This window comes from Nitratireductor luteus, assembly GCF_026162365.1.
Taxonomy (GTDB): Bacteria; Pseudomonadota; Alphaproteobacteria; order Rhizobiales; family Rhizobiaceae; genus Chelativorans; species Chelativorans luteus.
Map to the genome: position 1 here is coordinate 1 of NZ_JAOANW010000015.1, position 23,403 is coordinate 23,403.

The 23,403-nt window shown below is 62.7% G+C and carries 19 protein-coding genes and 1 tRNA gene; 12 read left to right on the top strand and 8 right to left on the bottom strand.

The features are described from left to right. Positions 1-49: 49 nt before the first annotated feature. Positions 50-126, top strand: a tRNA-Met gene (locus N1058_RS19190). On the opposite strand, the gene N1058_RS19195 is transcribed toward N1058_RS19190, so the two are convergent. From N1058_RS19195 to N1058_RS19205, 3 genes are read right to left on the bottom strand one after another with little or no spacing between them, the layout of a single operon-like run. Beyond that, positions 83-1,780 (bottom strand): recombinase family protein, encoded by a 1,698-nt coding sequence (locus N1058_RS19195; RefSeq protein ID WP_265519334.1) that lies wholly within the window; start codon positions 1,778-1,780, stop codon positions 83-85. The two genes, N1058_RS19190 and N1058_RS19195, sit on opposite strands and share 44 nt — an antisense overlap. 13 nt (positions 1,781-1,793) lie before the next feature. Then, positions 1,794-2,174: a helix-turn-helix domain-containing protein gene (locus tag N1058_RS19200; RefSeq protein WP_265519213.1), complete on the bottom strand. Its 381-nt coding sequence runs from the start codon at positions 2,172-2,174 to the stop codon at positions 1,794-1,796. Further along, positions 2,164-2,487: a type II toxin-antitoxin system HigB family toxin gene (locus N1058_RS19205; RefSeq protein WP_265519214.1), complete on the bottom strand. Its 324-nt coding sequence runs from the start codon at positions 2,485-2,487 to the stop codon at positions 2,164-2,166. Before N1058_RS19205 ends, N1058_RS19200 begins: the two co-directional genes overlap by 11 nt. Positions 2,488-3,214: 727 nt before the next feature. On the opposite strand from N1058_RS19205, the gene N1058_RS19210 reads away from it, so the two are divergent. The 7 genes from N1058_RS19210 to N1058_RS19240 are packed head-to-tail and all read left to right on the top strand — an operon-like array spanning position 3,215 to position 12,948. After that, on the top strand, positions 3,215-3,508 hold the full coding sequence (locus tag N1058_RS19210; protein WP_265519215.1) for a helix-turn-helix domain-containing protein: 294 nt from the start codon (positions 3,215-3,217) through the stop codon (positions 3,506-3,508). A 43-nt stretch (positions 3,509-3,551) separates the two neighbouring features. Continuing rightward, the gene (locus tag N1058_RS19215) at positions 3,552-3,968 is read left to right on the top strand and encodes a very short patch repair endonuclease (RefSeq protein ID WP_265519216.1); all 417 of its coding nucleotides are present in this window, start codon (positions 3,552-3,554) and stop codon (positions 3,966-3,968) included. Then, positions 3,955-5,442, top strand: coding sequence for a DNA cytosine methyltransferase (locus N1058_RS19220; protein ID WP_265519217.1), 1,488 nt, complete (start codon positions 3,955-3,957; stop codon positions 5,440-5,442). The genes N1058_RS19215 and N1058_RS19220 overlap by 14 nt, the downstream gene beginning before the upstream one ends. A gap of 5 nt (positions 5,443-5,447) precedes the next feature. Further along, a complete protein-coding gene (locus tag N1058_RS19225) occupies positions 5,448-6,983 on the top strand; it encodes an ATP-binding protein (RefSeq protein ID WP_265519218.1) in 1,536 nt (511 codons plus the stop codon). Continuing rightward, positions 6,958-9,864 carry a Z1 domain-containing protein gene (locus tag N1058_RS19230; protein ID WP_265519219.1) on the top strand — a complete coding sequence of 969 codons (2,907 nt, stop codon included), beginning with the start codon at positions 6,958-6,960 and terminating at the stop codon, positions 9,862-9,864. The genes N1058_RS19225 and N1058_RS19230 overlap by 26 nt, the downstream gene beginning before the upstream one ends. Then, positions 9,861-10,868 (top strand): PD-(D/E)XK motif protein, encoded by a 1,008-nt coding sequence (locus N1058_RS19235; protein ID WP_265519220.1) that lies wholly within the window; start codon positions 9,861-9,863, stop codon positions 10,866-10,868. Before N1058_RS19230 ends, N1058_RS19235 begins: the two co-directional genes overlap by 4 nt. After that, positions 10,861-12,948 (top strand): AIPR family protein, encoded by a 2,088-nt coding sequence (locus N1058_RS19240; protein ID WP_265519221.1) that lies wholly within the window; start codon positions 10,861-10,863, stop codon positions 12,946-12,948. The genes N1058_RS19235 and N1058_RS19240 overlap by 8 nt, the downstream gene beginning before the upstream one ends. A 6-nt stretch (positions 12,949-12,954) precedes the next feature. On the opposite strand, the gene N1058_RS19245 is transcribed toward N1058_RS19240, so the two are convergent. After that, the gene (locus N1058_RS19245) at positions 12,955-14,304 is read right to left on the bottom strand and encodes a restriction endonuclease (RefSeq protein ID WP_265519222.1); all 1,350 of its coding nucleotides are present in this window, start codon (positions 14,302-14,304) and stop codon (positions 12,955-12,957) included. Positions 14,305-14,399: 95 nt separating this feature from the next. Continuing rightward, a complete protein-coding gene (locus N1058_RS19250) occupies positions 14,400-14,969 on the bottom strand; it encodes a hypothetical protein (protein WP_265519223.1) in 570 nt (189 codons plus the stop codon). A 180-nt stretch (positions 14,970-15,149) separates the two neighbouring features. On the opposite strand from N1058_RS19250, the gene N1058_RS19255 reads away from it, so the two are divergent. The 4 genes from N1058_RS19255 to dinB are packed head-to-tail and all read left to right on the top strand — an operon-like array spanning position 15,150 to position 21,856. Next, positions 15,150-15,908, top strand: a complete 759-nt coding sequence (locus N1058_RS19255) for an ImuA family protein (RefSeq protein ID WP_265519224.1) — start codon at positions 15,150-15,152, stop codon at positions 15,906-15,908. After that, positions 15,823-17,346: a Y-family DNA polymerase gene (locus N1058_RS19260; RefSeq protein WP_265519225.1), complete on the top strand. Its 1,524-nt coding sequence runs from the start codon at positions 15,823-15,825 to the stop codon at positions 17,344-17,346. Before N1058_RS19255 ends, N1058_RS19260 begins: the two co-directional genes overlap by 86 nt. After that, positions 17,343-20,603 carry an error-prone DNA polymerase gene (locus tag N1058_RS19265; protein WP_265519226.1) on the top strand — a complete coding sequence of 1,087 codons (3,261 nt, stop codon included), beginning with the start codon at positions 17,343-17,345 and terminating at the stop codon, positions 20,601-20,603. Before N1058_RS19260 ends, N1058_RS19265 begins: the two co-directional genes overlap by 4 nt. A 5-nt stretch (positions 20,604-20,608) precedes the next feature. Beyond that, positions 20,609-21,856: a DNA polymerase IV gene (dinB, locus tag N1058_RS19270; protein WP_265519227.1), complete on the top strand. Its 1,248-nt coding sequence runs from the start codon at positions 20,609-20,611 to the stop codon at positions 21,854-21,856. 170 nt (positions 21,857-22,026) lie between these two features. Here dinB and N1058_RS19275 read toward each other — a convergent pair whose 3' ends face one another. The 3 genes from N1058_RS19275 to N1058_RS19285 all read right to left on the bottom strand — a co-directional run bounded on the left by N1058_RS19275 (position 22,027) and on the right by N1058_RS19285 (position 23,314). Beyond that, on the bottom strand, positions 22,027-22,554 hold the full coding sequence (locus N1058_RS19275; RefSeq protein ID WP_265519228.1) for a hypothetical protein: 528 nt from the start codon (positions 22,552-22,554) through the stop codon (positions 22,027-22,029). Continuing rightward, entirely contained in the window at positions 22,554-23,075 is a 522-nt protein-coding gene (locus N1058_RS19280; RefSeq protein ID WP_265519229.1) for a hypothetical protein, read from the bottom strand. The genes N1058_RS19275 and N1058_RS19280 overlap by 1 nt, the downstream gene beginning before the upstream one ends. Positions 23,076-23,167: 92 nt before the next feature. Continuing rightward, entirely contained in the window at positions 23,168-23,314 is a 147-nt protein-coding gene (locus N1058_RS19285; protein WP_265519230.1) for a hypothetical protein, read from the bottom strand. Between the last annotated feature and the right edge of the window lie 89 nt (positions 23,315-23,403).

Sequence of the window (23,403 nt, forward strand, 5' to 3'; positions counted from 1 at the left end):
AACGGCCCGCAAACAAGCAGGCCACCCGGAAAAAAAACCGGATCGGTGACGCGGGGTGGAGCAGCCCGGTAGCTCGTCAGGCTCATAACCTGAAGGTCGTAGGTTCAAATCCTACCCCCGCAACCACCGATACCGACACTCCCGTGGGCCCGCTTCCGGGAGTGTTATTTTTTGCAGTCTTTCCAACAGCTTGACGCTCGACCCAGTTCAGGATCGTGCCCAGTTCGCCGTGCAAAGTCGCGTCGATTTCGCCGCGGTTCGTGCCGGGGCGCAGCACGATCTTTTCGATCAAGGCGCGGAGAGCCTCCGCCGCTTCGGATCGTTCCCCTGGCCGGTTCAACGCCTCTGTCAGACGTTTGACCTTCTTCGCATAGACCGCCGCCGCGCTCGGCAGCAGGTCGGGCACATCATTCGGCACGTCGGCGAGCAGGGCGGTCAGTTCGGCCTTGCGTGACTCCAGCTTCTCGATCCGATCCTTCAACTTGAGCGGCGGGACGCCTGCGAGAATAGCGTCGACGGCCTTCTCCAGTTCCCGATCGGTCTTCTCGAGATCCGTACGCCAGGCGTCGCCATTCGATCGCCGCTCACGGTTGAGCCGGTTCGTCTCCTCTGCATAGGCACGCATCGCCTCGGCCGCGATTTCCGGCACCATCATCCGGTCCTTGAGGCCAGCGAGCACACGACGCTCCAGTTCCTCGCGCGCAATCGTGCGGCTGTTCGAGCACGAGCCGCTACTGATGTGGTACGAGCAGGCGAAGCGGTCGGCGCCACGCAGCGAGTAAGGGCCACCGCACACGCCGCAGAAGATCAGGCCGGACAGGAGCGATCTTGGCCGGCGCACACCGTTCAGCCGATTCTTCTTGTGGTGTTCTCGGATGGCTTCGGCGACATTGGCATACTTCTCGGCGATCTCGCCCTGACGTGCTCGCACAGCCTGCCACAGTTCGTCATCGACGATTCGCAAGTGCGGAACGTCCGTTACGAGCCATTCCGCTTCCGGGTTGAGACGCGACACGCGCTTACCGGTGGACGGGTCCTTCACGTAGCGCAGGCGGTTCCAGATCAGGCGGCCGATGTAGAGCTCGTTGTTGACGATGCCGGTGCCGCGCTTCACGTGACCCCGGATTGTCGTGTCGTTCCAAAGCTTGCCACCCGGACCGGCGATGCCCTCTTCGTTCAGGTTCTTCGCGATGGTGCGCGGCCCGACGCCCGCAGCGAAGTCGCGAAAGATCCGGCGCACCACATCGGCCTCGTAGTGGTCGATTTCCCGGTCTCCGCGAATGGGCTCGCCGCGCTCGTCGACCTGCTTCACCACCTTGTAGCCGTAGCACAGGCCGCCGCCCGACTTGCCGTCCTCGACGCGACCGCGGAGACCGCGGTGCGTCTTGGCGGCAAGGTCCTTGAGGAACAGGGCGTTCATCGTGCCCTTGAGCCCGACATGCAGCTCCGTGATCTCGCCTTCCCCCAGCGTCACGATCGGCACGCCAGCGAACTTCAGGTGCTTGTAAAGCGTGGCGATGTCGGCCTGGTCGCGGCTGATGCGGTCGAGCGCTTCTGCCAGAACGATATCGAACTGGCCGGCCTGGGCATCCTGCAGCAGGGCTTGGATACCCGGCCGCAGAATCATGCTTGCGCCGGAAATGCCCGCATCCTTGTAGGTGCCGATAACCTTCCAGCCGTCGCGTTTCGCCCGTTCCTGGCAGATGCGGAACTGATCCTCGATCGAGGCTTGTCGCTGATTGTCAGAGGAGTAGCGGGCGTAAAGCGCGACACGGGTCATCCTGAAACTCCTGTCACGCAGCTTTGTCGAACCGGCTCGGCCGGATCAAAACCTCGGCCGAAATGCCGAGCTGTTGATGCAACTGCCGGATCATCTCGATTGACAGGCCACGCTTGCGGTTGAGTACATCGGCCACCCGGTTCCGGGGGCCGATCATCGGTTCAAGGTCCTTCCGGGTGAGGCCCTGTTGCTCCATGCGAAACCTGATCGCCTCGATCGGATCGGGCGGATCCATCGGATGATGCTTTGCCTCATAGGCGTCGATCAGGGTCGCGAACACGTCGAGACGGTCGCCCTCCGGCGTGCCGCTCTTCGCGCCCCAGAGCCGTTCGACCTCTGTGAGGGCGTCCTCGTAATCCGCTTCGGAGCGGATTGGCTTCAGGTCAGTCGCCATATTTGACCTCCGTCACATCGATCCTGTCATAAGCCTTGTGTGTGCCGATCCACTTGATCCAGATGATACCCTTCTCGAAGTCGACCGCCACCACGAGGCGGTAATCATTGCCCTTGATGTTGAAGACGATCCGCTCGGCGCTAACGATGCTGGCCGTGGCGTAATGTCTCTTCAGATCGGCGGAACCCGCCCATTCCGCCTTGCTGACTTCATCGAACCAGGCATCGAGCGCGGCCTTCACCGCCGACTGATCCTTCTGTCCCGCGAGGCTGTCGATAAACTGCCGCAAGGTCCGGCGGGCAATGATCCTCATTTGATCTCCTATAGCATGAGACCAAAATGGTCTCAAGCGGAATATGCCGATCCCCCAGTGAGCAAATCCTCACCGGGGGACGATGCCGTCGCGCGTTGTTGCTTACGAGAACCCGCTGTTCGTCTTCTGTCGCGGTCCCTTTTGCTCTCTGGCTCGGGCGCGCTCGAACTGCTCGCGGGCGATCTGGCGTCCGATCAAACGGGCGAGGCGAAGCACAGCGTCATCGGAAACACAGCAAGAGTCGCCAGCCGTTTCCGCTGTCTCGGCGGGGCCGAATACCTCCATCCTGATCTTGTCCTGCGTCGCCGCCATCGTTTCCGAAACCCGTGCCGGACATCGGCGGGATAGATAAAACGCGGTCAAAAGCTTATGAAAAGGCGGGGAGCGGACCCGTGTGGTAATCGACGGCTGTGGCGTAGAAATGGGATGGTCAGGATATTGCTCGCTGGAACGAGCAGGCTGCCTCACCATCCAACATTCGCAGGCCCTCTCGGTCCGGCAGTTAGACCGTCTCGCTTCGAGCAGGGGGCCTAATAACCAGGTCTGCTCGGATCCGGCAATAACCATAGGCAAGTGCTGTTCCGCGCCTCTATTCTGAGCTCAAGGTAAGGCGCCGCTTCAGAACGTTGTCGAAAACCGGAACGAAAAGCGAACTTATTGCTTGATCGGGCTACGGCCAAGCCGTAGACAGAGCGGGCGGATTGGTCGCTTACGGAGAGATGATGCTGTGGCGAAGCGGAACAGACACTATGGCAGGATCGCAGCCGGGTTCGCCGACATGATCGCGACCACCAATGGAGATGCGGAGCGCCGTCGGGAGTATCCTCCAGTCGACGTCAAGGCCATCCGCAAGGCAAGCGGCATGACGCAGGAAGCCTTTGCCAGTACCTATGGCTTCACACTCGGGGCACTGCGCGACTGGGAGCAAGGGCGGAAGCGCCCGGAACGCACGGCTCGAATTCTGCTGCGCGTGATTGTCCACGCGCCGGACACGGTTGCCCGCGCGGCGGCAGGGTCCTGACCATGGCTATCCTGTTTATAAACTCCGTGCGGAGCATCTGACGATGGATGTCGTTTCGTCCGACCGCCGTTCGGCGATGATGGCTCGCATCCAGGGGCGGAACACGAAACCGGAGATGGTCGTGCGCAAGATCGCGCATCGCCTGGGCTATCGCTTCCGGCTGCATCGCCGCGATCTGCCTGGCTCGCCGGACCTGGTGTTCCCTGGTCCCAAGAAGGTAGTATTCGTTCATGGGTGTTTCTGGCATAGTCATGAAGGTTGCAGATTCGCGTATAAGCCGAAGTCAAATGTCGAGTTCTGGGAAAGTAAACTTCGAAAAAACGTGGAACGCGACATCCGTGTACAGGGGGAGCTGGAATGCATGGGGTGGGATGTTCTGATCATATGGGAATGTGAAACGGTCGACAACGACCTCGTGGTCGCGAAGCTGCGGGGGCACGTCGATCATGACCACAGCTGAGCAGCAGCAGATACGCAGGGGGAAGGTGGAACGGCTGCGCACCGGCGCCCAACCGCGCGTGCTCGAAGTCTGTTCGGGCGCCGGCGGCCTGTCACTCGGATTACTCGCGGCGGGGTTCGAGCTGACGGCGCATGTCGAGGTCGATCCCGAAGCAGCCGAAAGCTACGCGTTGAATTTCGGACCGGACAAAGAGCTTGATGATCCCTGGTCGATCGCCCGGAACATGGAGCGCTGCTCGGCAGAGGACCTCGTCCGTGATCTCGGCCTCAGCACGACTGCATGCGGATCGTTCGACATTCTTGCAGCGGGGCTGCCCTGTCAGGCCTTTGCCCGGATCGGGCGATCCAAGCTGCGCGCCGTCGCCGGGGAGGACGACGCTTTCCAGAAGGATCCGCGTGCCGCGCTATATCGACGTTTTCTGGAGTACGTTGCCGATACTCAGCCACTCGTCATCATCATCGAGAATGTTCCCGACATTCTGAATTTCGGCGGGCACAATGTCCCTGAAGAAATATGCGATACGCTCGAAGAGGCTGGCTACCGCACGGCATACACGATCCTCAATGCCGCCTATTATGGCGTGCCACAGGTGCGCGAGCGCCTGTTTGTGGTGGCGATCGCCGACGTGCTCGGCTGTACGCCATCGTTTCCCGAGCCGACTCATTTTCTTGAGCTGCCCCGTGGCTACGAGGGCTCGCGGCGGGTCGCGCTCAAGCATGTCGATATGGAGAGCGGCCGGTTTCACGAGATCCACAAGCCGCGCCGACAGCTCCCGAAGGCCGTCGGTGTCCGGGCGGCGCTAGGCGACCTTCCTAAGATCAAGGAGCATTTGACCGATTCGCGTGCGATACGCAGGCGCCGGCTGGATGATGTCCTTGACTACCGAACGCCGAAGGGTGGGCTCTCAGGCTATGCAAAGCTGATGCGCAACTGGCCGGGCTTCGAGACCGTGCACGGAACCGGTGGCCATCTTGTCAGACTGACTCCCCGGGATTTTCCGATTTTTCGGCGCCTCGCGCACGGTGCAGACTATCCGCAGGCACGGCGGCTTGCCGAGGAGCTGTTCACCGATGCCGTGAAACGGAAAAAGCTGACCGACAGCGAATCTCCGGCTTGGCTGGAGCTGCGGCAGGCTATGGTGCCACCCTATGACCCGGACAAATTCCCGAATAAATGGTGGAAAATGGACCCACTGAAGCCATCGCGGACGCTGACCGCGCATATGGGCAAGGACACCTATTCCCACATCCACTATGACAGCTATCAAGCCCGCACCGTTTCGGTGCGCGAAGCGGCCCGGCTGCAATCATTTCCTGACGGCTTTCGCTTTGCCGGCGCGATGAACGCCGCTTTCCGGCAGATCGGCAACGCGGTTCCGCCCCTGCTCGGGTTGGCGGTTGCGAAATCGCTGAAGCGGCAGATCGACGAGGCGCTGGCGCCGGCCGAGGAGACAGACGGCCGGCAGGTTGCGTGATGTGCATGAAGGGGGCGGAGGGCAAGCAGGATCTCTTCGATCATGCGCCACCGGCGGCCAGCGCTCTGCTCGAAGCGCTACGCGGGCTCGGCTATTCGACCGAAGCCGCTATTGCGGATTTGATCGATAACAGCATTGCCGCGGGCGGCCGCAAGATCAGGATCGATTTCTTCTGGCAAGGGCCGGCTTCGATCGTCCGTATCATCGATGACGGACGCGGGATGGATGACCGCACGCTGTTCGAAGCGATGCGCCCCGGTGGACGCCATCCCCTCCTTGTAAGAGATCCCGAGGATCTTGGAAGGTTCGGCCTGGGTCTCAAGACCGCATCATTGTCTCAGGGGCGTGTGCTGGCGGTCGTCTCGCGCACCGCCGGCGGCTCGGAATCGCGGCGCAGCTGGGACCTGGACTATGTCGCACAGGCCGATGAGTGGCGGCTGCTGCGGAACATCCCGGCCGATGTACAGGAACATGCGGCAATACCGGGCACAGCCTCCGGCACTGCGGTCGTGATCGGTCGACTGGACCGGCTGCTCGGCGAGGACATGCAGAGTGAGGCAGCCCGCACACGCTTTCGTTCAATCGCCCGGCGAGTGGAGCGCCACTTGGCCATGACGTTCCATAGATTTCTGGAAGGTCCACAGCCACGTCTCGAAATCGTGATCGGAGGCGGTGACAAGGGCGCACGAATTGCGCCTTGGGATCCCTTTCTTCAGTGGCATCCGGCAACCACTCTGACGCCGGTGGAGCGGCTGGCACATCGGAGCGGCGAGATCGAGGTCCAGGGGTTCGTTCTGCCGCACCGGGACAAGATGACCGCCGATCAGGTCGAGGAAGCGGCGGGTCCGGACGGCTGGCTCGGGCATGAAGGCTTCTTCGTCTATCGCAATCGCCGGCTGCTCGTGGCCGGGGGTTGGCTTGGCTTAGGCGCGGGACGGCGCTGGACCAGGGATGATGTCCACAGGCTGGCCCGCTTGCGCCTGGATCTCCCGAACAGCGGCGACGGCGACTGGAAGGTCGACATCCGCAAGTCGACGGCGACGCCGCCATCGACGCTTCGTCCGCGACTGCAGGGTCTTGCCGAACAGGTGCGGCGAGATGCCCGCGAAGTATTTGCGTGGCGGGGAGGACGCAGCACCAGGCAGCCGAGAGCGCCGATTGCGAGGGTCTGGAACACTGTCGAGACCGCGCGCGGGACCGTGTACCGCATTGATCGCGCGCATCCGGCCGTCCAGCGCGCGCTCGATGCAACCGGCGCGAGTCGACGGCTTTCGGAAGAGATGCTGACCGTCATCGAAGCCGGGTTGCCCGTGCAGCGGATCTGGCTCGACGTTGCCGAGCAGGGCGATCTGCCGCCGTCGCCGGCCAGCATGCCAGCCGAGGAGGCAGCGGCGATGCAGTCACTCTACAGGCATATGAGGGAAGGACTGGGCCTGTCTGCCGCCGATGCCCGCCGCCGCCTTCTATCGATCGAACCTTTCGCAGGCTATCCCGCGGCGGTTGCCCGGATTGCCGATGAGACAACACAACGCCATGATTGATCCAGACGCCCAGACACAACTCCTTGAACTCGCTCAGCTCAGACTGGCGCAGCGCAATGCTGCCGAGCCGCTGTCCCGCGAGGAAATCGCTCATACGGTCGATCAGTTGCTTGCTGCCTTTCCCGAGTGGCGGGAGCGCATCTCGCTCGAGGCTGTGCTCGCGACGCTGGGCTCGCTCTTCAGCACGTTCGTTGGTGAGGAATCGGTTCTCCGCGCCCATGACAATCATACGCTGTGGCTCGACGGGCGGCGCGATCAGATCGGATGGCGCTTATGGGAGCGCTATCGCACCCATCTGATCCGCAAGCGCATGCCGCAGACCGCCATCAACGCGCTGGGACGCGTCACCGATCGCGCGTTGGAACTACTCGGCGATCCGTCTGGTTCAGGGGCGTTCAATCGTCGCGGCATGGTCGTCGGAGACGTCCAGTCGGGCAAGACCGGCAACTATACCGGGTTGGTCTGCAAGGCGGTGGATGCTGGCTACAAAGTGATCATTGTTCTCACGGGCATGAACAATAACTTGCGCAGCCAGACCCAGATTCGCCTCGATGAAGGCTTCATCGGCAAGATCAGCGTGCCGATGGATGAAGCGACGAGCCGCTTTGTGGGTGTCGGCGAGATCGACCCGTCGGTCATTGTCGACTGGGGCACCAACCGCACGGAAAAGGGCGACTTCAATCATCGGGCGATGTCCCAGTTTGGTATCCATCCCGGTGGACGCCCGTTGCTGCTGGTCGTCAAAAAGAACGGCAGCGTGCTCAACGGCGTACTCGAATGGATTCGGTCGACCGGAAATTCGAGCGATCAGCAGGGGCCGCGATTTGCCCACATGCCGCTGCTCGTGATCGATGACGAGGCGGATCAAGCTTCGATCGACACCAAGCAGCAACGCTTCAATGGCGGGGTCGCCGATCCCGATCATCAGCCTTCGCGGATCAACGCGAGAATCCGCCAGATTCTCGGCCGGTTCGATCAGGTTTCCTATGTGGGCTATACGGCAACGCCCTTCGCCAATATTTTTATTCATCCGGACGCGGAAACCGGAAATGAGTTCCAGGATCTCTTTCCGCGAGACTTCATCATCAACATTCCGGCACCGGAAACATATGTCGGGCCGAGCCGGCTCTTCGGCTCTTCGGTTGACGAGGAGACGGGCGAAGCTGAACCTGGCCTGCCCGCGCTGATCGAAGAAATTGACGACTATGCCGCGAGCACAGCCCGGCGCGAGACCAGGGGCTGGATGCCACCAGTTCACAAGACAGATCACATCCCTCTCTATGATGGCCGTGATTGCGTTCCACCGTCTCTCGAACGGGCGATTGAAAGCTTCGCGCTGGTGGTCGCAGCGCGTCGGGTCCGGGGCCAAGGCCGCCAGCACAACAGCATGCTGATTCATGTCACGCGCTGGAAGGCGGTTCAGCGCAGGGTGGTGCAGCAGATCCGAGAGGCGCTGGACGCACTCACGAATGCCGTCCGCTACGGCGGCTCCGAGGGAATGCGCCCTCTCAGGAAGCGCTGGGAGGCGGATTTTGCGCCCGTGACTGCTGAGCTGGCATTGCCTGATTGCCCGCCGGTAGCATGGGAGGATGTCGAAGCGGCACTGCGCGCTACTGTGGAATCGATCCGAATCCGTGAAATCAACGGAAGCTCGGCCGATGTGCTCGACTACGAGCAGAACCGCGAAAACGGCCTGAACGTCATTGCAATCGGCGGCGACAAGCTGGCGCGTGGCCTTACACTCGAAGGCCTGTCAGTCAGCTATTTCCTGCGCGGCACCACGATGTACGACACGCTCATGCAGATGGGTCGATGGTTCGGCTACCGTCCGGGCTATCTCGACCTCTGCCGTTTGTTCACGACCGGCGACTTGGCTGAGTGGTACGAGCACATCGCGATCGCGAGCGAAGAACTTCGCCGGGAGTTCGATCGCATGGAAGCGATCCGGGCGCGGCCGATCGACTTCGGCCTGCGCGTCCGCAGTCATCCGACGCTGACTGTCACATCGCGCGCCAAGATGCGGCATGGCACTGAACTCAGAGTCTCCTTTGCAGGGGATGTTTCGGAAACCACAGTCTTCGCAACCGACGAACGGACTCTGCAGACAAACCTCACTGCGGCGACGGATCTGATCGAGCGGCTCCAGAGCTCTGGTACCGTCTATTGGGCCAATCCGGAACAGGCACGCGAGGGTGGACGGTCGCATAGATGGGATGGGTCCCATCTATGGTCCGGGGCATCGGCGGACGCGGTACTCGGCTTTCTGGACCGGTTCAGCACACACGAGGATGCGTCGCGCGCCAGCGCCAATGTCCTGGCACGCTACATCCGGCGCCAGGTCCAGCTCGGCGAGCTCACCCGCTGGAACGTACTGCTGGTCGGCGGCGAAGGCCGTGACGAAGTGTCGATCGGCTCGATCCGAATGAACTCGGTGCTGCGGCAACCCAAAGGCGGCTATGGCGAGACTCTGCCCTGGCTGACCATTGCGGCCGGTGATCGCTTCGTGATCCGCCGCCTCCTGAACCCACGCGACGAGGCGGTCGACATAGAGGCGGTTGCCTATGCCACGGCGATGGCGGAAACGATCGCCAATCCGCCCAAGCGTCGCCGGGCCAATGATGAGCGCGCTCCGGCTCAACCGTCCGGGGTCTATCTGCGCCGTCAGCGGTCGCCGGAGACCGGGCTGTTACTGCTCTATCCGCTGTCCCGGCGTGCTCTGCTGGGGCCGGAGGACGCGCGGGTTGAGCACCCGTTTCTCGACGTTGCGGTCCCGCCGATCGGCATGGGGATCAGCTTCCCGGCGAGCAACCGGGCGCAGTCGGTGAGCTATGTTGTCAACAATATCTACGCTGCCGACGATGACGATGAGGGCGAGACATGACGGCGGTCGCCGAAGCCCTGACGGCACTGGAAGAGGAGGGGCGACGGGAACCGGGTTGGCATGTCCGCCGGGTTCATCCGGCTGCGCCCTGCGAGGTTCTCGCCGGTCTGCGTCAACCCGACGGCATCCCCGGGCTGCTACTTGAGGTGCCGGCTGACCAGGTTCCGCCCGATCTCGCGCTGCCGCGATCGAACGGGTTCGTTGTCGAGCCGGCGCTGCTCGGCGGCGGTCATGCCGGTGTCGTCCGCTTCTCGCTTGCGCTTACCGACCGCAGCTACGGGGCAGTCTTCACCGTGCTGTGCGAGGACGTCGCTGAAGCTGCAGCCGAGGCATCCACGCCGCGAGCAGCCCTGAGGAACTGGACGGGGCGCCTGCACATCTGGCAGGCGTTCATGGCCAAGCACGGCAGCGGCGGGCTTTCCGACGCCGCCGTAACCGGCCTTGTCGGCGAGCTGATATTCCTGAGGGAGGAGTTGGCAACCAGGGTCGGGCTTGGCGCCGCAATCGGGATGTGGGCGGGACCGCACGGCGAACCCAACGACTTTGCGCTACCTGGCGGGTTCGTTGAGATCAAGGCGACAACGCGACAGGCGCCCGAACTGGTCGATATCTCCAATGCCGAGCAGCTCGACGAGGGGCGTGGCCGGATTCTTCTCGGCCATGTCCGGCTGCGTTTGGATGGTGACGGTGCCACGCTTCCGCAGCTAGCAGCGGATATCCGGCGCCGCCTCGCCGATGAGGCACCGCACCGGATCGCCGATTTCGATGGCCGGCTGCTCGCGGCAGGCTATCTGGTCACCCATGACGATCTCTATACCCGAGCCTATCGCCGTGATCGGCTCGATCTGTTCGATGTCACAGGCACGTTTCCAAGATTGACGCGATCCGAGCTTAGGGCCGGAATACGGACGTGCAGCTACACGATCGAGCTGTCGGCCTGCGCGCCCTTCGTCGTCGGGTCTGCCGTGCTCGACTCCATTGCGGAGGACAGCGCAGTTGGCTGAGGAAAGGGATCTGGCCGCTTTCGCTGCGGCTCTAGCCGAGGACGTGCGCGACAGGGCGCTGGGGGACTCCGCCGGAGCTGAATTTACGGAGAACGCGTTCGCCGAGATCATTTCCGAACACCTCGCCGAGATCGGCATGCTCGACAATCCGATAGTGTGCTTTCACCAGGGTCGCTTTGGAGCCGGCGGGGTCCGATTGAACGGCTATGCCGTCCCGGACGACGGTGAACGGTTGGACTTGATCGTCGCCCTGTTTGAAGGCGGCACGGATCAGCGCACCGTTCCGACAGCAGATATCGTGCGGATCGGCGGGCAGGCGGCCCGCGCGCTGCAGGCGGCGTTGCGGGGCGACCATGAGCAAATGGAACGCGCGAGCGACGCCTATGCGATGATGCACCGGATTTCTGAGCTCCTTGAAGGCGGTGTCCGCGAGGCACGGGTGTTCGTTCTCACCGATGGTCTTTCAGCTGCCCGCGGTATCGAGCCACAGGCCGTCGGGAACGTCTCGGTCACGTTTGAGATCTATGACCTGCGGCGTCTCATGCGGACGATGGCGACAGGCCAGACGCGAGAGATCATCGAGATCGATCTGGGCCTGATGGGATTACAGCCGATCCCCTGCGTGGCGATGCCCGCCTCAGACGGTGAATATGAATCCTATCTCGCCATCTTCCCAGGCGAGGCACTCTACCGGATGTACGAGGAGTTCGGCCCCCGCATCCTGGAATACAACGTCCGGGCATTCCTTCAGGCGACGGGCAAGGTCAACCGCGGTATCCGCGACACGCTCCGCGACGAGCCGCACCACTTCATGGCCTACAACAACGGCATCTCGGTGACGGTGGACGAGATCAGCACCGAAGCCGCAGCGGACGGATTGAAGATTACCGGATTTCGCGGGCTGCAGATCGTCAATGGCGGCCAGACCACCGCATCTATTCATCGGGCACGCAAACGCGAACGTCTCGACATCTCGCGTATTCATGTTGCGGCGAAGATCACTCGCCTGCCGCCTGACAGCGTGGAGGTAATGGTCCCCAAGATCTCACGCTTCGCCAATACACAAAACGTCATCCAGGAGGCCGACTTCTCGGCCAATGAACCCTACCACATTGCAGTCGAGCGGCTATCGAAGACGATCTGGGCGCCGGGTGAGCGCTCGCGCTGGTTCTACGAGCGTTCGCGCGGCCAGTACCGGACGGCGATGAATATCGAGGGCACGACGCCGGCCCGCATGCGCGCGTTCCGGGACCGCACGCCGCCAAGCCGGCGATTCTCGAAGACCGATCTGGCCCGCGCACTCAACAGCTGGAGCAGACTGCCGCATATTGTAAGCGGGGGTGCGCAGAAGAATTTCATCGCGTTCATGCGCAGCCTCCGTGAGCAGCGAGGAGCGTCGTGGGAGCCGGACGATGCCTATTTCCGTGATGCGGTCGCCCAGATCATCCTTTATGCTGCGGCACAGCGCATTGTCCGCCAGGAAGGTTTTCCGGCTTACCGCGCCAATATCACTTGCTATCTTGTCGCCTATCTGTCGCACCGCACCGGCGGCCGGTTGCGTCTCGATGAAATCTGGCGATCGCAGGGGATAAGCACGGGGCTGGAGGCCCTGCTGCGGGGCTGGTCGCGCAACGTTGATCGCCAGATTCAGGAGAGCTCGGCAGGACGGAACGTAACCGAATGGTGCAAGAAGGAGGGGTGCTGGATGGGGCTTCGCAACCTCGATCTGCCGGTGAGCGACCCGCTTCCGCCCGAATGGGGAAGCGCTTCAGCGATATCCGGCGGGACCGAGCCAGGACCGGTCTCAGCAGACACCCATGCTGCTGCCGCGACCTGCATGCGGCTGCCGGCGGAGACATGGTTCGCGCTGCACCTGTGGGGTCGACGCACCGGAACGCTTGCCGAATGGCAGGCGGGCATCGCGCACACGCTCAGCAGCTATGCAAGCGGAGGGTGGACCAAATCCCCGACTCAGAAGCAGGCAACGCACGGCGTCAGGATTCTCGAGATCGCCAGGGAGAAAGGATTCGATCCCATTTCGCCCACCGATGTCGCACGAATGCAGACGGACGACGGCTGAACAGGATTAGAGGTCCGGGGGAAACTCCTCTCTCAGCCAGGATGAGACCGCCTCGACGCTGCCGCGGCCGCCGGCCCGGAGCAGCGCAATGATATCAGCCGCGGCGATCACGATCACCGGATGCTGATCTTCCTTGATTTCGCGATAGGCCTGCAGGTCCAGCCACGTTGTCGTAACCAGGATTCCGAACTGTCGATGCCGCAGCCGCGAAATCAACCGGGACATGTCGCGGACTCCGACCGAACCCGGCGGTGAGTAGCACTTCGCCTCAAGTGCGAAGTCGACAAGTATGGATCCAGGACCGCTACCGATACGCAACTGGCCTACGGCATCTCGGCCGCCGTCGCGGGATGGGCGGGTGACGTCGAGCGAGGCAATGTCGGGGATCATGAGGCGGGCAATCGCGGCAGCGCAATGTTCGAAGGCATGTGGCCTGCCCTGGAAATGATGACGGACCGTATGGATCATCGCCTCGCCGTCGGCATCGGCGGGCATCTGCTCCCGGCGGTTGCGATATTCGATCGATCGCGTGGCGGTCAGCGGCTTGCGCCGTCCGCTGTTCTGCCATGTTAGCCAAGCGGCCGGAGCATGCGCGTCGTCGCGTGCGCCGGCGATGATGCTGTCAATCCAGGCGCGCGAAATCACAGCCGCGTCGAGCACGGTGAAGCGGGCTCGGTAGTTCTGAAATCGACGGTCTCCAGCGGTTCGCCATATCGCGACCAGATCCTCAGAAAGGGAGAGATCCGACGCGCCAGGGACAGCCAATCCGAGGAAGATCACGTCGCGCCAGCCGCCCGAACGTGCGAAGAGGAAGATCGGGGGAACCCGCAGCCGGCCTTCAGGACCGCCATGCGCGTCCTGGAAGATGCGCTGCAGCAAACGGTTTCCGCGACGGCCGGTGTCGTGAAGACCGCGGCCCGGGCTCTTGTTGTCTCCGTAGTAGGTGAGGACGCCCGTCTCGCGATCGAGTGCATCGGGCCAGTCGGGATCGCTGAAACTGGAGGTTAGCAGCATCATCTCCAGACGCCCGGCGATGTCGCCACGGTACCGGAAACCGCCCTGATTGCTCATACTGAGCAGCCGCGGAAAGGGATCGTCGCCGGCATTGCCGCTCCGGCCGCCTTGATAGACCGCATCCACATGGAGATCGGTCGTGGAGAGCTGATTGACGCTAATGATCTCCAAAGCGGTCCCCACAATAAAGCGCTCACGCAATCCCTGCCGCCATCCTGAACAAGACGATACGACCTTCCCTGGGAGCGGCAGCATCGCATCGGTTGCGAATCGGCTGAGGCGGATGGTCCACTGAACCACGTTTCTTGGTTTGTTCACAATGACGCTGGTGCCGGATTTCAATCCTGTCGCACGGTATTCACGATGACGGGTGTGGCACCCTGCCATTGACGACCTTGCGATCGCTGTCGGTGAGGGTACGCTCACCGGTCCGCCTCTCAAGCCGCAAACAAGTCAAGCTGCCGATCGTCCGGTATTTCGGACGACCACGCATTGCGCAGGCGGGCGTACTCGTCCTCGAAACGCTCCCGCTCAAAGAACCAGATCCGCATCAGCGGATAGATCCGTTCATCATACAGCCGTCGCTGCGCTTCGGTCAGGCGCTCGAAATCCCACTCCTCGAGCAGGAAAGCGACTTCATCCTCGGGGCGGCCGTCGTTGAAATAGCCCCTCTCGCACATCTCCTCGAGAATGGTGTCCTCGGCGGTTTCGAACAGCTGCTCGCTGCTCTCTTCCTCCGACGTCAGCCTGAAACGCTGCGGCTCCTGAACAAGCTCGAGATCGGCCGAGCTCGGAACCTTGCCGGCGTCCCAGCCGGCGTAGCACGCCTTGACCGCCGCCTGGTCCGCTTCATCCCAGATCGTGCAGATGGCGAGTTCTGCTTCCGGAACCCTGCCGACGAAGCCGGAAACGTCCCAGCCCTCGACGACAAAACGCGCCGTCGCCGCCTGGTCGGGCGTCAACCCTGCCTTGTCGAACACGTCCTGGGCGGCGAGCAGACTGCTCATAATTTCTTCCGGCTGCGCTCCTTCAATGCGGATCGTAAGCATCGTCGCTTACCTCCTTTCCGTCCCGTAGGCGCAATCGGGCTCCATTCCCCGACGGCGCTCCATCATCTCGATTGACTCTTGGTCGGGATGAGAACAAATAAGGAACATATCACAGGCTATCTGCGTATCAAGGGTCAGATGAGTGTATCGACGCCCCCCGCTGCCATTTCCGAGCTTCGAGAACGCATCGCGCGCCTCGAAGGCTCAAATGCGCGCGCCCGCACGGTCTTGCCGTTCGGGGTCCACGCGATCGACAGGGTTCTGCCGGGAGGCGGTTTGGCTTGTGGCGGTCTGCACGAAGTCGCGGGCGGTGGAAATGGTGCCGTCGACGGCGCGGCCGCAGCGCTCTTCGCCGCCGGGATTGCCGCGCGAACGGCGGGCAAGGTGCTGTGGTGCGTGACCCGGCCCGACCTCTTCGCGCCGGCGATCGAGCAGGCCGGTCTTCCGCCGGGAAGGGTGATCTATCTGGAAGCCGGCGACGAGAAATCCGTTCTCGCCTGCTTCGAGGAAGGTCTCCGTGGTGGCTTTGGTGCTGTCGTTGCCGAGGTTACACGGCTTTCGATGACCGCCTCGCGGCGGCTGCAGCTTGCCGCCGAAAGCTCCGGCGCAATTGGCATCGCCGTTCGCCGCTGGCGGCGTCAGACGGAGGCCACGGATTTTGGCCAGCCAACCGCCGCCGATACCCGCTGGCGGGTGTCGGTCCTGCCGTCAACACCATTGCCCGTTCCGGGCGTCGGGCGGGCCCGCTGGCATCTCGAGCTGATCCGATGCCGGGCCGGAGAAAGTGCGGATTTTACTGTGGAGGCATGCGATGCCAAGGGTCGTATCGCTCTTCCTTCCGATGTGGCCGACAGACCGCTTCAGAAGGAAATCGGGCGCCGCCGCGCCTCCGCCTGAGACGCCGCTCGTCCTGATCGGCCGCGACGGGCGTCGCCGCGTCGTGCTTGCCGCTGACGCGGCAGCACACGCGGCCGGTCTGCGCATCGGCATGCCGGCAAGCAAGGCACAGGCCCTCGTCCCAGGCCTGGTCGTTCATGAGGCTGATCCCGAAGCCGACGGAAACGCGCTCGAGCGGCTGGCGCTGTGGGCGCTGCGCCGCTATGCGCCGATCGCTGCGGCCGATCCGCCGGACGGCGTCGTGATCGACACGACCGGCGCCGATCATTTGCATGGCGGCGAGGCGGCAATGCTCACGGACATGGTGGAGCGGCTCGGTGCCGCCGGCCTTGTCGCGCGCGCCGCGGTTGCCGACAGCTGGGGTGCAGCCCACGCTCTGGCGCGCTTCGGTAAGCGAACCACAACCGTGATCCCTTCCGGCGAGACCGCGCCGGCGGTCCTGGTATTGCCGATCGCGGCCCTTCGCCTGCCCGCGGCAACGGTGGATGGCCTGAGGCAACTCGGCTTCGAGACAATTGCCGACCTCGCCGTCACGCCGCGCGCGCAGCTTACCATGCGTTTCGGGCCGGAACCCGGCCGCCGCCTCGACCAGGCGTTCGCCCGGGTAAGCGAACCGATCGAGCCGATCCGGCCGGAGGGGATCGTCGAGGTGCGCCGCAATTTCGCGGAGCCGATCGGTGCGGCCGAGACGATCGCCCGCTATACAGGCAGGCTGGTGGTCGAACTGTGCGCTGAACTTGAGACACGCGGACAGGGCGCGCGACGGCTCGATCTTCTGTTCTTTCGTGTTGACAACCGCGTCGAGGCGATCCGTGTCGGCACAGCATTGCCGGTGCGCGATGTGAAGCGCCTGACCCGCCTGCTCACCGACAAGATCGAGACCATCGATCCCGGGTTCGGCATCGAGCTGATGCGCCTTGCCGCCACCGCAGCCGAGCCGCTGCGGGCGAAGCAGATGATCTCTTCACTGGCCGAGGCGGCGGAACCCGACGTCTCGGATGTGATTGACATCCTCGCCAACCGTGTCGGCGTGGACCGGCTCTATCGCTTCGCTCCGGTGCAGAGCGATGTTCCCGAACGCTCCGTTCGACGTGTTGCGCCGATGGCGCCCGACACCGGCGGGGGCTGGCCCGGTCATTGGCCGCGTCCAGCGCGGCTGCTGCCCCGCCCCGAGCCGATCGAGACGGTGGCACTTCTCCCCGACCATCCGCCCGTGACCTTCACCTGGCGCGGCGTTCGCCGGCGCGTGAAGCGAGCCGACGGCCCGGAACGCGTCTTCGGGGAATGGTGGAAGCGTGATGTCGAGCTCGCGGCGGTGCGGGATTATTTCCAGGTAGAGGATGAGAACGGCGAGCGCTACTGGGTCTATCGCGCCGGTGACGGCGAAGATACGGCGACCGGATCGCACAAATGGTTCATGCATGGGATTTTCGGATGACCGGCACGAGACGCTATGCCGAGCTGCAGGTGACCTCGCATTTCTCTTTTCTGCGCGGCGCATCGTCGTGCGAAGAACTGTTCGCGCAGGCGGCACTGCTTGGCATCGAGGCGCTCGCAGTCGTCGACCGCAATTCGCTTGCCGGCATCGTGCGTGCGCACGAGGCGGCGAAGACGACGGGTGTCCGGTTGATCGTCGGCTGCCGTCTCGATCTCGCCGACGGCATGTCGGTCCTGGTCTATCCGACGGACCGGCCGGCTTATTCGCGCCTCTGCCGGCTGCTGTCGCTCGGCAAGGGAAGGGCCGGCAAGGCGAAGTGCCATCTCGAATGGGATGATCTCGTCGCCCATGGCGAGGGGCTGATCGCGGTCCTGGTTCCCGACGATGCCGATGACCTCTGTGCCATTCGCCTGCGACGGCTGCGCGAAGTCTTTGGTGATCGTGCCTATATGGCGCTGACCTTGCGCAGACGCCCGAACGACCAACTGCGGCTTTACGAACTGGCGAACCTGGCGACCGCAATGCACGTGCCGACCGTCGTTACCAATGACGTGCTGTTCCACGAGCCGGCCCGCCGCATGATGCAGGATGTCGTCACCTGCATCCGCCACAACGTCACGATCGACGATGCCGGCTTCCGGCGCGAACGTCATGCAGATCGCTACCTCAAGCCGGGGGAAGAGATGGCACGGCTCTTCAGCCGTTGTCCCGAGGCCCTGGCGCGCACGATCGACATCGCCGCGCGCTGCCGGTTCTCCCTTGACGAACTCGCCTACCAATACCCGGAAGAAAAGACCATGCCGGGCCTCACCGCCCAGCAGGCGCTGGAAAAGCTGACCTGGGAAGGGGCTGTCCGCCGCTATCCCGAAGGCGTCCCCGACAAGGTGATCGAGATACTGAAGCACGAGCTGCGGCTGATCGAGTCACTCGAATACGCACCGTACTTCCTGACGGTGAACGCGATCGTGCGTTTCGCCCGCAGCCAGGATATCCTCTGCCAGGGGCGCGGCTCGGCCGCCAACTCGGCCGTCTGCTACGTGCTCGGCATCACCTCGATCGATCCCGAACGCAACAACCTTCTGTTCGAGCGGTTCGTCAGCCAGGAGCGGCGCGAGCCTCCCGACATCGATGTGGATTTCGAGCATGAGAGGCGCGAGATCGTCATGCAGTGGGTCTATGAGACCTACGGCCGCGACCACGCCGCACTGTGTTCCACCGTGATCCGGTATCGCACAAAGGGTGCCGTCCGTGACGTCGGCAAGGCGCTCGGCCTGCCCGAGGACATGACCAAACTTCTATCCTCGCAGGTCTGGGGTCATGGCGAGGCCGTCGATGATCAACGCGCCCGGGAACTCAACCTCAATCTCGGCGATCGCCGGCTGCGTCTCACCCTTGAACTCGCCGCGCAACTGACCGGAACACCGCGCCATCTGTCACAGCATCCTGGCGGCTTTGTCCTGACGCATGACCGGCTCGACGATCTCGTACCGATCGAACCGGCGGCGATGAAGGACCGTCAGGTTGTGGAATGGGACAAGGACGACATCGACGCGCTCAGGTTCATGAAGGTGGATGTCCTGGCGCTCGGCATGCTCACCTGCATGAAGCGGTCATTCGATCTCCTGTCCGAACACAAGGGAATTGACGTCGACCTGACGACGATCCCGGCCGAGGATCCGCGCACCTATGCGATGATCAGGAAGGCTGACACGCTCGGCGTCTTCCAGATCGAAAGCCGCGCGCAAATGTCGATGCTGCCGCGCATCAGGCCACGCACCTTCTACGATTTGGTCATCGAGGTTGCGATCGTCCGGCCGGGCCCGATCCAGGGCGACATGGTCCATCCCTATCTTCGTCGGCGCGACGGCAAGGAGGAGGTGACGTTTCCGACACCGGAACTCGAGCGCGTGCTTGGCAAGACGCTCGGCGTGCCGCTATTTCAGGAGCAGGCGATGCAGGTCTCCATGGTCTGCGCCGGGTTTTCCGCCGGCGAGGCCGACCAGCTGCGCCGCGCCATGGCAACCTTCAAGCACACCGGCGGCGTCTCGAAATTCCGCGACAGGCTGATCAACGGCATGATCGCCAACGGCTATACCCCTGAGTTTGCCGAAAAGACCTTTTCGCAACTGGAGGGGTTCGGCAGCTACGGCTTTCCCGAAAGCCACGCCGCGTCTTTCGCGCTCATCGCTTACGCCTCATCCTGGATGAAGTGCTGGCATCCCGATGTGTTCTGCGCGGCGCTTTTGAATTCGCAGCCTATGGGCTTTTATCTGCCGGCCCAGATCGTGCGTGACGCACGCGATCATGGCGTCGAGGTGCGTCCGGTCTGCGTCAACGCCAGCCGCTGGGATTGCACGCTCGAGCCGACCGATGACGAAGATCGCTTCGCCGTCCGGCTCGGCCTGCGCATGGTGAAGGGTCTCGCCAATGACGATGCGGCGGCGATCGTCGCTGCAAGGGCCGATGAGCCCTTCCTCTCGGTTGATGATCTGTGGCGACGCGCCGGCGTGCCGGCGGCGTCACTGGTCCGGCTCGCCGAGGCCGACGCGTTCCTGCCGGCTCTGAACCTTGCCCGCCGTGATGCGCTCTGGGCAATCAAGGCCCTGCGCGATGAGCCTTTGCCCCTGTTTGCGGCCGCTGCGTCCCGGGAGCAGAAGACAGTGCCCGAGATCCATGAGCCCGCCATTGCGCTCAGGCCCATGACGGCCGGCCGCGAGGTCGTCGAGGATTATGGCCATGTCGGGCTGACCTTGCGCAGCCATCCGGTGTCGTTTCTGCGCGCCGATCTTCGCCGGCGCCGCATCGTGACATGTCAGGAGGCCATGCAGGCGCAGGACAAACGATGGCTCGAGGCGGCCGGCCTGGTGCTGGTTCGACAGAGGCCGGGTTCGGCCAAGGGCGTCATGTTCCTCACCATGGAGGATGAGACGGGGGCTGCCAACGTCGTGGTCTGGGTCAAGGTGTTCGAGAAATTCCGCCGCGTGCTTTTGTCCTCTGCCATGCTCGGCGTGCGCGGCCGCATCCAGCGGGAAGGGGAAGTGGTGCATCTCGTCGCCCACGAGCTGACCGATCTGTCGGCCGAGCTCGCCAGCGTGGGGCACCGCGAGACGCCGTTTCCGTTGCCGCACGGCCGCGGTGACGAGGCCCATCACGGCGGATCGGGGATCGATCGCCGCGGGATGCCGAAGGCGCGCGATATCGTCGATCCCTACGAGCACATCGACCGCATCAAGGTGAAGACGCGGGATTTTCGGTAGCAAGAATGGACACGACCGCCACCATCCTCCATGCCGATCTCGACGCCTTCTACGCGTCGGTCGAGCAATTGCTCAATCCCGACCTGCGGGGCAAGCCGATCGCCGTCGGCGGCGGTGTCGTGCTGGCGGCCTCCTATGAGGCAAAGGCGTTTGGCGTTCGCGGCGGCATGCCAGGACGAAAGGCGCGTGAACTCTGCCCGCAACTGATGTTCGTCAGTGGCAATTTCAAGGACTATCAACGGCTCGGCGATGCGGCGATCAGCGTGCTTGGCGATTTTACACCACTCGTCGAACGCATCTCCATCGATGAGGCTTTCGCCGACGTTGCCGGCTGCACGCATTTGTTTGGCTCGCCGGCCGAAATCGCTACGGCGATCCGCCGGCGGGTGCGAGAGGACCTTGGACTTCCGATCTCCGTCGGCGTCGCCCGCACCAAGCATCTGGCGAAAATCGCCTCCCAGGTCGCCAAGCCGGACGGCCTCGTGGTGGTTGATCCCGAGCACGAGCTCGAATTCCTCCATGACTTGCCCGTCGAACTGATGTGGGGCGTTGGTCCCGTCACCAAGGCGAAACTGACCGAGCAGGGCATTCTCACCATAGGCCAGTTGGCAAACACACCCGGACGGTCGCTCGAGCGGCTGCTTGGTTCTGCTGCGGGAGAGAAACTTGCAGCCTTGGCGCGGAATCGTGATCCGCGGGTAATCAACACCCGCCAACGCGCGCGTTCGGCCGGAGCACAGTCGGCGCTCGGCCGGAAGCCGGCCCTGGAGCAGGTCTTCCGGCCGACCCTGCTGCATCTTGCTGACAGGGTCGCAAGCCGGCTCCGCAAGAAATCCCTGATCGGGCGGACCGTGACGGCACGCGTTCGCTTCGCCGATCTTCATACCGTCACCCGATCGGTCACGCTCGACGCGCCGATCTCGGCGACCGCGATGCTGGCCGAGATCGCTGAAGAGCTCGTGCGTGTTGCCCTTGCCGATCACCCACAGGAAAAGACCATCTCGCTTCTGGCGATTTCCGTTTCGCATCTCAGCAAACGGGTGGAGATTCAGCTCGACCTCCCCCTCGGCCTCGCCGACGAGCATCGCCGCCCGAGCGCAAATCGAGGCATGGCCCGCTGGACGGCGGACATGGCCGTCGACAAGATCCGCGACCGGTTTGGATGGCAGGCGGTCGGCTATGGATCGGCGGCGCTAGAGATTAGCCGATCCGTTCCCGATGAATTCCGCAAGCTCGCCGAAAAGGATTTGTAGAAGGACCAGGGCGTTAGCGTGGCGGCGGGCGCGATGTCAAATTCACGAGAAATGCAGCGCGCAGAAGATAAGTGCAGTCGCTGCGCTGAGGGAATGTCGCAGGAGGGTGGGATTTTGCCGTCCACCTCGCCTACTTGGTCGAGCAGGATGCGCCAATAGCTGCCGTTGGCTTATGCGCAGCAATACACCGTGGCCCCACCCACCTCGCAGTTGGGACCAATGTTACCTGTCTTGCTGATTGAGACGATCGTTTGCGTTTGCTGTTCCACATCGCACTTAATGCACTCACTCTTCGAAGAGCACATCTTTTCGATCATTGAAGTGTAGGTAAGAGCGTTCGTCTCGTCGAAGTAAAGCTGCCCCAGCGCCCCCTTTTCCTCGGTCGTGCCGTTGAGTTTCACGACAACAGGAGCGTTGGGATCCCTTTCCAATTGAGATATCAGGTTCTGCAATTCCCCGCTGTGAGAGTATCCCGCTACCTGCGTAGGTGCGCTAAAAAACAGGTAGGTCAGGACTAATGCAAGACCGACCAATCCCAAGAACGCCAAAGCGATCACAGCAGCCCAGGCGGAGGAGATTGGCTCGAATTTGAAAGACCCCCAGCCTCCCCTGAGTAGGCCGTAAAACACAAGCAGCCCAAGCGCTGGCATTCCACCGAACAATAGTATTGTCCGCACCAGTTCTGCGGAAAAATCCATCACTCACACCGGCCGTTCTTTTCGGACTGAAATGCGATGATCAAGATTCGGAGCATTCCCTGCTCAGCTTCAACGCATCCGTCCTGGTTGAAATCATCCACGAACGTTTTCAGAGAAGCACTATCGGCCGCAAACATCGCAGCGAAGTCTGCCGAAACCTGATTCACTCTCTCCGTGGGTATCGCCGAGAGCGCCAATGAGGCAAGGGCGTCGCCATAGACGGGCTTGAGTGGGTAATCATTGATGTTGGCCGCAGCGAATGCAAAATCCTCGAACTCGACGTCTGCTCCTTCGAGCTCGTAGAGGTTTCGCTCAAACATGTCGGCAGGGGAAGATTGGGCTGGCGCGGGCGTTGGGAAGCTGATGGTGCAGTAATCCGGGCTTTCCGAAAGTGAGCAAGTGCTCGCTCCCGATGCCTCGGCATTGTGATTGTCGCATTTGCACGTCTTAGAGGATGCAGGTTCGATGAAAGTGAGCGTGCTCACGGCAAATGCCAGAACCAGATAGGCAGTGTGCTTCATTCCGCGTCCCCCTCACACAAGTTTTAGACACGGCCGCCTGATAACACAAGCAAGTGGGTCCTCGCTCTCGCTTGATGAAAGCGTTTCCTACTTCATCGACCGGCTGAATAGGTAAGGGCATGAATCCACCCAACCGTGGCGTCCCGGTTCACTCCGGTTTTCTTCTGAGCGCTCCGTTTCACTTGTGAAATTGACAAGCCGGTCAGGTCCGGCTTGGCTTCGCGGCGCTCGTCGTTCATACGCAGCTACCTGCATTTGGGGCGGGGCAGTCTCTTGCTTGTCTTCAGCGGTTTGGAGTTCGACTCTATTGCTGGTTATCAATGCGCCG

Coding starts and splice junctions, on each gene's coding strand:
- N1058_RS19195 (WP_265519334.1), bottom strand. CDS start 1,780: ATGACCCGTGTCGCGCTTTACGCCCGCTACTCCTCTGACAATCAGCGA.
- N1058_RS19200 (WP_265519213.1), bottom strand. CDS start 2,174: ATGGCGACTGACCTGAAGCCAATCCGCTCCGAAGCGGATTACGAGGAC.
- N1058_RS19205 (WP_265519214.1), bottom strand. CDS start 2,487: ATGAGGATCATTGCCCGCCGGACCTTGCGGCAGTTTATCGACAGCCTC.
- N1058_RS19215 (WP_265519216.1), top strand. CDS start 3,552: ATGGATGTCGTTTCGTCCGACCGCCGTTCGGCGATGATGGCTCGCATC.
- N1058_RS19220 (WP_265519217.1), top strand. CDS start 3,955: ATGACCACAGCTGAGCAGCAGCAGATACGCAGGGGGAAGGTGGAACGG.
- N1058_RS19225 (WP_265519218.1), top strand. CDS start 5,448: ATGAAGGGGGCGGAGGGCAAGCAGGATCTCTTCGATCATGCGCCACCG.
- N1058_RS19230 (WP_265519219.1), top strand. CDS start 6,958: ATGAGACAACACAACGCCATGATTGATCCAGACGCCCAGACACAACTC.
- N1058_RS19235 (WP_265519220.1), top strand. CDS start 9,861: ATGACGGCGGTCGCCGAAGCCCTGACGGCACTGGAAGAGGAGGGGCGA.
- N1058_RS19250 (WP_265519223.1), bottom strand. CDS start 14,969: ATGAGCAGTCTGCTCGCCGCCCAGGACGTGTTCGACAAGGCAGGGTTG.
- N1058_RS19255 (WP_265519224.1), top strand. CDS start 15,150: ATGAGTGTATCGACGCCCCCCGCTGCCATTTCCGAGCTTCGAGAACGC.
- N1058_RS19260 (WP_265519225.1), top strand. CDS start 15,823: ATGCCAAGGGTCGTATCGCTCTTCCTTCCGATGTGGCCGACAGACCGC.
- N1058_RS19265 (WP_265519226.1), top strand. CDS start 17,343: ATGACCGGCACGAGACGCTATGCCGAGCTGCAGGTGACCTCGCATTTC.
- dinB (WP_265519227.1), top strand. CDS start 20,609: ATGGACACGACCGCCACCATCCTCCATGCCGATCTCGACGCCTTCTAC.
- N1058_RS19275 (WP_265519228.1), bottom strand. CDS start 22,554: ATGGATTTTTCCGCAGAACTGGTGCGGACAATACTATTGTTCGGTGGA.
- N1058_RS19280 (WP_265519229.1), bottom strand. CDS start 23,075: ATGAAGCACACTGCCTATCTGGTTCTGGCATTTGCCGTGAGCACGCTC.
- N1058_RS19285 (WP_265519230.1), bottom strand. CDS start 23,314: ATGAACGACGAGCGCCGCGAAGCCAAGCCGGACCTGACCGGCTTGTCA.